Source organism: Aquidulcibacter sp. (assembly GCF_020253525.1).
Taxonomy (GTDB): Bacteria; Pseudomonadota; Alphaproteobacteria; order Caulobacterales; family Aquidulcibacteraceae; genus Aquidulcibacter.
This window is the reverse complement of record NZ_JADCBK010000005.1, coordinates 1-6,578: the sequence shown is the minus strand read 5'-3', so window position 1 is coordinate 6,578 and position 6,578 is coordinate 1. Positions and strand designations below refer to the sequence as shown.

The window sequence follows — 6,578 nt, the reverse complement described above, 5'->3', positions numbered from 1 at the left end:
CTCCTGCCCTTATCCCAAGGGCAAAAGCCGAACCCCCGGAGGGCTTTTCCTCGCGGGGCTATAGGTGTTGGGTGTCATTCAAAGAAACGATGTCATCCCGGACGGCGCAGCCGATCCGGGACCTCCTGCCGCAAAGTCCAACGAGGTCCCCGCTCTCCACTACGTTCCGGCGGGGATGACATCGTGGGGGTGAGGTCGCCCACCACCGCTTCAAACCATCAAACATTCACCCACCAAAATAAATCCGACCGGTTTCAGAGACCCAATATTAATCCAAATGTAGTAGGAGGCAGGAGGAGTTTTTACGAGTATAGAGCCTTGATACGTCCTTACGCGCTGCAGAAGCACTTCGCCAATGTCCGGCAAGAAGCACCCGTCATCGTGATGATGATTGTGCTGGCAGGGTGCACATTTGCCATTGCTACCCATCATTTATGGCCTCTGGTCTGGGTCGTAGCCTTTTTGGCGCTCTTTGCTGTTGATACGTGGTTTGCTGGCCGGCTTGTTCGCAGCGGCCGCGATCATTTGCGCACCACGCGGGCTGCGGTTCAGTTCGGGGCGATGTGTGGGATCACGGTTTGCGGCTTTATGATCGCTCCGATTGCTATGATCGCATCGGGTGATTTAGCTTTGGCTATTGCGGCGACAGCCATGCTTGCGGCTTCTGCGACCCGGGCTACTGGGGTTTTGTCGGTCTCGCGCGTTTCTGGGGCGATGACCCTTGCACCGTTTCTGGTGCTGCCAATTCTCAGCTTGTGGCACCCATTCATGGACCACAGGGCCTATCCGGAGTTCAGCCATTATGTTGCCTGTTTGGCCGCCATTTGTGGCCTAGGCTATATTGTTTTCTCGTGGCGAGCCCGCGATGTGGTTGAACGCAAGCTAGAGCGCGCCCGTAAAGAGGCCTTGGTGCAAGGCCGCGCCGCCGCCCGCGATGCGATGATCTCTAAGCTGATGTTCAAACACACCAGCATGCGGGCCGCCCTTTTTGATACCAAAGCCCGCTTTATGGCGGTCAATGATGCATGGCTGGGTGCGGTCCAACTGAGCGAACAGGATTTGTTGGGCAAAACCATGGCCGAAGCCATGCCCTCGGCTAAACAGGATTGGCATGATGCCATCACTTTGGCGCTGACGGGTGTGAGCAGCCAAAAGTCTGCCGACCACCGCATCCGCGCGGATGGCGCGGAGGTTTATCTCGATTGGGAAGTCCACCCTTGGTACACGCCCGAGGGCAAGATTGGCGGTGCGATTGGCTATGCCCAGGACGTCACCGAAGTCTTTTTGGTGCGGGCGGATGAAAAGGCGAAACAAGAACGCCTCACCGTGATGATTGCCCGCGCCCAAGAGGCGCTGGATGAAAAGCGCAAGCTGCTCGAAGAGATTTGCGGGCCAGAGGTCTTAAGCCTCCCACGTAGTCAGCCCTCTTGGCATGCTAAATTGGAAAGCTTGAAAGAGCCTTTGGATGTGTCGGGCGAGCAAGAACCGGAAAATCAAAGTGCAGGGCAATTGCTGGCCGGCTTTGAGCGCGTCTTGAGCGATATTGACCAGCGCGACCATTTATTGGCCACCGCCGTGCAGCAATTGAGCGAAGCACGTCAAAATGCAGAAATTGCCAGCCAAGCCAAATCGCAATTGATGGCAAACGTCAGCCATGAATTGCGAACGCCGCTCCACGCGATTTTGGGCTATACCGAAATGCTGATTGAGGATGCCGAGCAAGATGGCCGTCAAGATGCTGCCCGCGATGCCCGCAAAGTGCAGGATTCCGCCCACCATTTGTTGAAACTGATCAACGAAATTCTCGATCTTGCCAAGATTGAGGCGGGCAAAATGGAAATCACGCAAGAGCCGGTCAATCTGAATGATCTGGCCGATGAAGTCTTACAAAGCTTAGGCCCATTGGCGAAAAATCGCGGCAATCACTTGATCCTCAATGCCCCCAGCGAGCCGATCATCGTGCTGACAGATGGGTTCCGCTTACGCCAATGCTTGATGAACCTGATTTCCAATGCGATCAAATTTACCCAGGATGGGCAGGTCGCGGTCTCGTTTGAGAAAAAGGGCGCACCGACTGGACGCACCCATTATGACATCAAGGTAAGCGACACAGGCATTGGCATGTCCGATGAGGCGCAAGCCCGTTTGTTCGAACCCTTCCAGCAAGGCGACGGCTCAGTCACCCGCGTCTATGGTGGAACAGGTCTTGGCCTCGCCCTCACCCGCGAAATGATGCATCTCCTCGGCGGGACAGTTACCGTCTCCAGCCAAGTTGGGACGGGATCCACCTTTACCCTGTCTTTGCCCGGTAAAGGCCTGCAGGCCAAAGATGTCGATGTTCACATGATTGCGGAAGATTCAGCCCCACTGATCCTCGTGATTGATGATGACGAAGTCAGCAATACGCTGGCGCTGCGCGCTTCTCAGAATTTAGGTCTCAATAGCGCTATGGCGGCAACGGGCAGTTCTGCGTTGGCCTATTTGGCAAACCGCAAGGTCGATCTGATTGTCCTAAACCTCGAACTTCCCGATATGGACGGCTATGCGTGCCTTGCTGCCTTGCGCGCAAATGCCGATTTGAACGACACGCCAATCGTTGTGATTGCTTCCGATGACGACCAGCGCAAATCGATCGCGCTTGGCGCGCAGGAACATTTCATGAAGCCTATTTTGGGATCTGTTTTGGGTGCCGCCATTGCGCGCTTGATCCGTCCCAAGACCGAGAGCGCTGAAGCCGAGATGATTGAGTTGCCACGCTATCGCCAATGGAAGGTGGGGTCGTGACCCATCAGATAGACAGAGACCTAGTCAATCATGCGCAAATCATGAGACGGCTAAACGGAAAGTAACAGGGGACAGTCATGCAAAGAATTTTGCTGGCAGAAGATCATGACGACAATCGCGAAATGCTGATGCGTCGCCTGACACGCGCCGGGTTTGAAGTTCGCGGCGCTAGCGATGGCCAAGATGCCGTCAACCAAGCGCTGACTTGGAAACCTGATCTTGTGCTGATGGATGTTTCCATGCCGATTATGTCCGGGCTCGATGCGACCCGGCAGATACGCGAAAAGCTGGGCGCGACGATCAAAGTTATCGCGCTGACAGCCCATGCCATGAATGAATCGCGCGAAGCCTGTTTTGAAGCCGGATGTGATGCCTTTGCCACCAAGCCGGTCGATTGGCCGCATTTGATGGATGAAATGGCACGCCAGTTTGAGGGGAAGTCTATGTCATGAACGAAGACCTCCAAAACCAATTCGCCAACACAAACATCCTGATTGTCGATGATATGCAGGACAATATTGATGTATTGGCGCGTCGGCTGCGCAATCGCCAGGCGACGATTTACGAAGCCAGCGATGGCACCGAGGCACTAGATATCTTGTCGGTTTCGCCCATCGACATCATTCTCCTCGACGTGATGATGCCAGGTCTAAGTGGCCTCGATGTCGTGAAGAAGATCCGGACCAAAAGGTCTGCAGCAGCTTTGCCGATCATCATGGTATCGGCGCGCACAGACCAAGCGATGATGGTGGAGTGCTTGCAAGCGGGTGCCAATGATTATGTCACTAAGCCTGTTGATTTTCAGATCGTCAGCGCCCGGATCGCGACCCATTTGGGTATTCGCGAAACCTATCGCGCGGCCCTGAGGGATCGGTCGAAACATATTGGTATCGCCGAAGAAAGCCGGGTCCGCTTGGCGGAGGCAGAAGCCAAGCTCGCAAGCCTAAGCGGCAAGGGCTAAAGCCTTTAGGCATCAGCCCTTGTAGTCATGCCAGTGTCCCGTGCCGTCTAACAGCTGAAGTCCTGCCGCTGACTCTTGCACATAGGGCAGGTCTAAAGGTGCTTTGAAGGCCCCACCGGGCACGTCGAGAACATAGGTCGGCTGGGCAAGTCCGGTTAGGGTGCGACGTAGACCCCGCATGAGCTCTTGGCCTTTGGCTATCGGCAAGCGGAAGTGACCGGTACCAGGGGCAAGGTCTGGATGATGCAGATAATAGGGCTTCACCCCAAGGGCGACGAAACCACGCATCAGCTCCTGCAACACATCCAAACGGTCGTTCACCCCGCGGAGCAAGACCGATTGGCTAACCAAACTAATTCCTGCCTCACGCATCCGACCGATGGCTTCTTGAGCCGCTGGCGTGAATTCGCGTGGATGATTGGCGTGGATCGCCACCCAAGTTGCTACGCCTTCAGCCCGCAAAGCTTGGACGAAATCTTCGCGCACCCGCTCGGGTGCCACCACCGGCACGCGCGTGTGCCAACGCAGCACTTTCACATGGGCAATGGCAGCTAAGGCTTGTGTCAAATCCCGCGCGCGGCGGGGTGACACCATGAAGGGGTCGCCACCGGTCAAAATCACTTCGAAAATCTGTGGTCGGGCGCGGATGTACTCCAAGGCCTGATCGAGATGATCGCCTACCAAAGCCTCACCACCTGGCCCCACCATTTCTCGTCGAAAGCAGAACCGGCAATAGACTGGGCACGCAGACACCACTTTCAGAAGCACCCGGTCTTCATAGCGATGGACAAGACCCGGCAAAGGCGAAAAGGCCGCATCATCAATCGGATCGGCGCTCTCTTGCGGCGTTTGAACCAATTCGAGGGTTTGTGGGATGAATTGTGCGCGGATCGGGTCTTGGGGGTCTTCTCGGTCGATCAACCCCAACATGGTCGGCGTCACTGCGACCGCATAGCGCGCCGCGACAGCTTCTAGGCCTGCGGCAGCCTCAGGCGCTATGAGGCCACGGGCCTCTAAGTCTGCGATTTTCGTGCTGGTGGCTTCGGCTTGGGTGGGGGGCAGAAGCGCTCTAATCTTTGCCGGTGGAGCCAAAGCCGCCTGTTCCCCGTGCCGTTTCGTCGAGCTCTTCAAACTCCATCCAGCCAATTTGCGTGATGGGGGCAATCACCATTTGGGCAATCCGATCCCCGCGATGGATGCGGAAACCTTCCCAGCCGTGGTTGATCAAGATCACACCGACTTCGCCGCGATAATCGGCATCAATCGTGCCTGGGCTGTTGAGACAGGTGATGCCGTTCTTGAGGGCGAGGCCTGAGCGGGGCCGGACTTGCGCTTCATAGCCCGGTGGCAAAGCAATCGAGAGGCCGGTTGGAATGAGCGCCCGTCGCCCAGGCAAAAGGTCTATATGGCCGCCCTCGGGTAAAGCTGCGCGCAAATCCATGCCCGCAGACTGGCTGGTTTCATAGGTCGGCAAAGGCAGATCGCCGAAGTGCGGCAGCTTTTTGACGGCAACCAAAGGGCGAACGGCCTCGTTCGCGTCTGAAGGCGTTGCGGGCGCACGGGTCGAGAACGGCTTCAACATCCTAGGTCCTTTACGGGGCACTTGCGCGGGGCAAGCGGGTCAACAAAATCCAAGCGGCCGAAAGGCCAATGGGCTTAGCTCAAACCGGTAGCCAGATTCGGCTGAACGGTCGGCTCAAATCCATAATGCTTCAGCCAGCGAACATCGGCAGCAAACATATCGCGCAGGTCTGGGATGCCATATTTCAGCATGGCCAAACGGTCGATACCCATACCAAAGGCAAAGCCCTGATACTGCTCTGGATCAATGCCGCAGGCGCGCAACACATTAGGATGCACCATGCCGCAGCCCAAAATCTCCAGCCAGTCAGAACCCGTGCCAATCTTAAGCGCCCCGCCCGAACGGTCACAGCGGACGTCCATCTCGGCTGAAGGCTCGGTAAAGGGGAAGTGGTGCGGGCGGAAACGTACATCCACATCGTCGATCTCGAAGAAGGCGCGCATGAAGTCCATCAACACGCCCTTCAAATGGCCCATATGAACCCCGTCTTCGATAACGAGGCCTTCAATCTGGTGGAACATAGGGGTGTGGGTCTGGTCGGAATCGCAGCGATAGGTTCGGCCCGGGGCGACAATGCGGATGGGTGGTTTTTGGCTCAACATCGTGCGCACTTGCACGGGGCTTGTATGGGTGCGCAGCAACATGCGCGATCCGTCCTCTTTCTCCTCGAAGAAGAAGGTGTCATGCATATCGCGGGCAGGATGTTTGGGCGGGAAGTTCAATGCCGTGAAGTTATGGAAATCGTCTTCTACGTCTGGGCCTTCAGCAATCGCAAAGCCCATATCGGCGAAAATGGTTTGCACCTCTTCAAACACCTGCATGATCGGATGGATTTTGCCGCGCCGCTCGGGCCGCACGGGCAGGGTCACGTCAATCCGCTCTGCCAAGAGGCGCGCGTCGAGGGCGGCTTGGGCCAGCGCTTCTTTCTTAACGGCAATCGCATCACTCAGGCTTTGCTTCAAGCCGTTGACCAAGGGGCCAAAAGTCTGGCGCTCCTCCGGGCTCATGCCGCCCATGCCTTTGAGAAGCTCTGACACGCTGCCCTTTTTACCAAGGGCATTCACGCGCACCAGTTCAACAGCCGCTTCATCTTGGGCGGCATCCAATTGGGCAAAAAGCTCGCGGGAGAGAGTTTCAATATCAGTCATGACACGGTCCTAGCGGATTGGACGCTTAAATGGGAGGGGGGTGGCGCAGGTGCTTGGCCCAAACCTCACAATAATGTGCACGATCCTGCCGCTGACAGGGCCG

At 56.6% G+C, this 6,578-nt stretch carries 6 protein-coding genes; 3 read left to right on the top strand and 3 right to left on the bottom strand.

Annotated elements, in window-relative coordinates; genetic code table 11:
- Nucleotides 1-318 precede the first annotated feature (318 nt).
- The 3 genes from IOB61_RS01155 (at nucleotide 319) to IOB61_RS01145 (ending at nucleotide 3,745) form a co-directional block, all read left to right on the top strand.
- Nucleotides 319-2,784, top strand: a complete 2,466-nt coding sequence (locus IOB61_RS01155) for a PAS domain-containing sensor histidine kinase (protein ID WP_290810958.1) — start codon at nucleotides 319-321, stop codon at nucleotides 2,782-2,784.
- A gap of 77 nt (nucleotides 2,785-2,861) precedes the next feature.
- Entirely contained in the window at nucleotides 2,862-3,236 is a 375-nt protein-coding gene (locus IOB61_RS01150; protein ID WP_290810955.1) for a response regulator, read from the top strand.
- Entirely contained in the window at nucleotides 3,233-3,745 is a 513-nt protein-coding gene (locus IOB61_RS01145; protein ID WP_290810952.1) for a PleD family two-component system response regulator, read from the top strand. Before IOB61_RS01150 ends, IOB61_RS01145 begins: the two co-directional genes overlap by 4 nt.
- Before the next feature lie 12 nt (nucleotides 3,746-3,757).
- Here the strand turns inward: IOB61_RS01145 and IOB61_RS01140 are convergent, their stop codons facing one another.
- The 3 genes from IOB61_RS01140 to pheS all read right to left on the bottom strand — a co-directional run bounded on the left by IOB61_RS01140 (nucleotide 3,758) and on the right by pheS (nucleotide 6,475).
- Complete coding sequence (locus IOB61_RS01140; protein ID WP_290810949.1) at nucleotides 3,758-4,837, bottom strand: lysine-2,3-aminomutase-like protein; 1,080 nt, start codon at nucleotides 4,835-4,837, stop codon at nucleotides 3,758-3,760.
- Nucleotides 4,815-5,327: a dUTP diphosphatase gene (gene dut / locus IOB61_RS01135; RefSeq protein WP_290810940.1), complete on the bottom strand. Its 513-nt coding sequence runs from the start codon at nucleotides 5,325-5,327 to the stop codon at nucleotides 4,815-4,817. Before dut ends, IOB61_RS01140 begins: the two co-directional genes overlap by 23 nt.
- A 74-nt stretch (nucleotides 5,328-5,401) precedes the next feature.
- Nucleotides 5,402-6,475 carry a phenylalanine--tRNA ligase subunit alpha gene (gene pheS, locus IOB61_RS01130; protein ID WP_290810937.1) on the bottom strand — a complete coding sequence of 358 codons (1,074 nt, stop codon included), beginning with the start codon at nucleotides 6,473-6,475 and terminating at the stop codon, nucleotides 5,402-5,404.
- Between the last annotated feature and the right edge of the window lie 103 nt (nucleotides 6,476-6,578).

What these genes read in the sequence shown, in the direction of transcription:
- IOB61_RS01150 (WP_290810955.1), top strand. Translation starts at nt 2,862, where the DNA reads ATGCAAAGAATTTTGCTGGCAGAAGATCATGACGACAATCGCGAAATG.
- IOB61_RS01145 (WP_290810952.1), top strand. Translation starts at nt 3,233, where the DNA reads ATGAACGAAGACCTCCAAAACCAATTCGCCAACACAAACATCCTGATT.
- dut (WP_290810940.1), bottom strand. Translation starts at nt 5,327, where the DNA reads ATGTTGAAGCCGTTCTCGACCCGTGCGCCCGCAACGCCTTCAGACGCG.
- pheS (WP_290810937.1), bottom strand. Translation starts at nt 6,475, where the DNA reads ATGACTGATATTGAAACTCTCTCCCGCGAGCTTTTTGCCCAATTGGAT.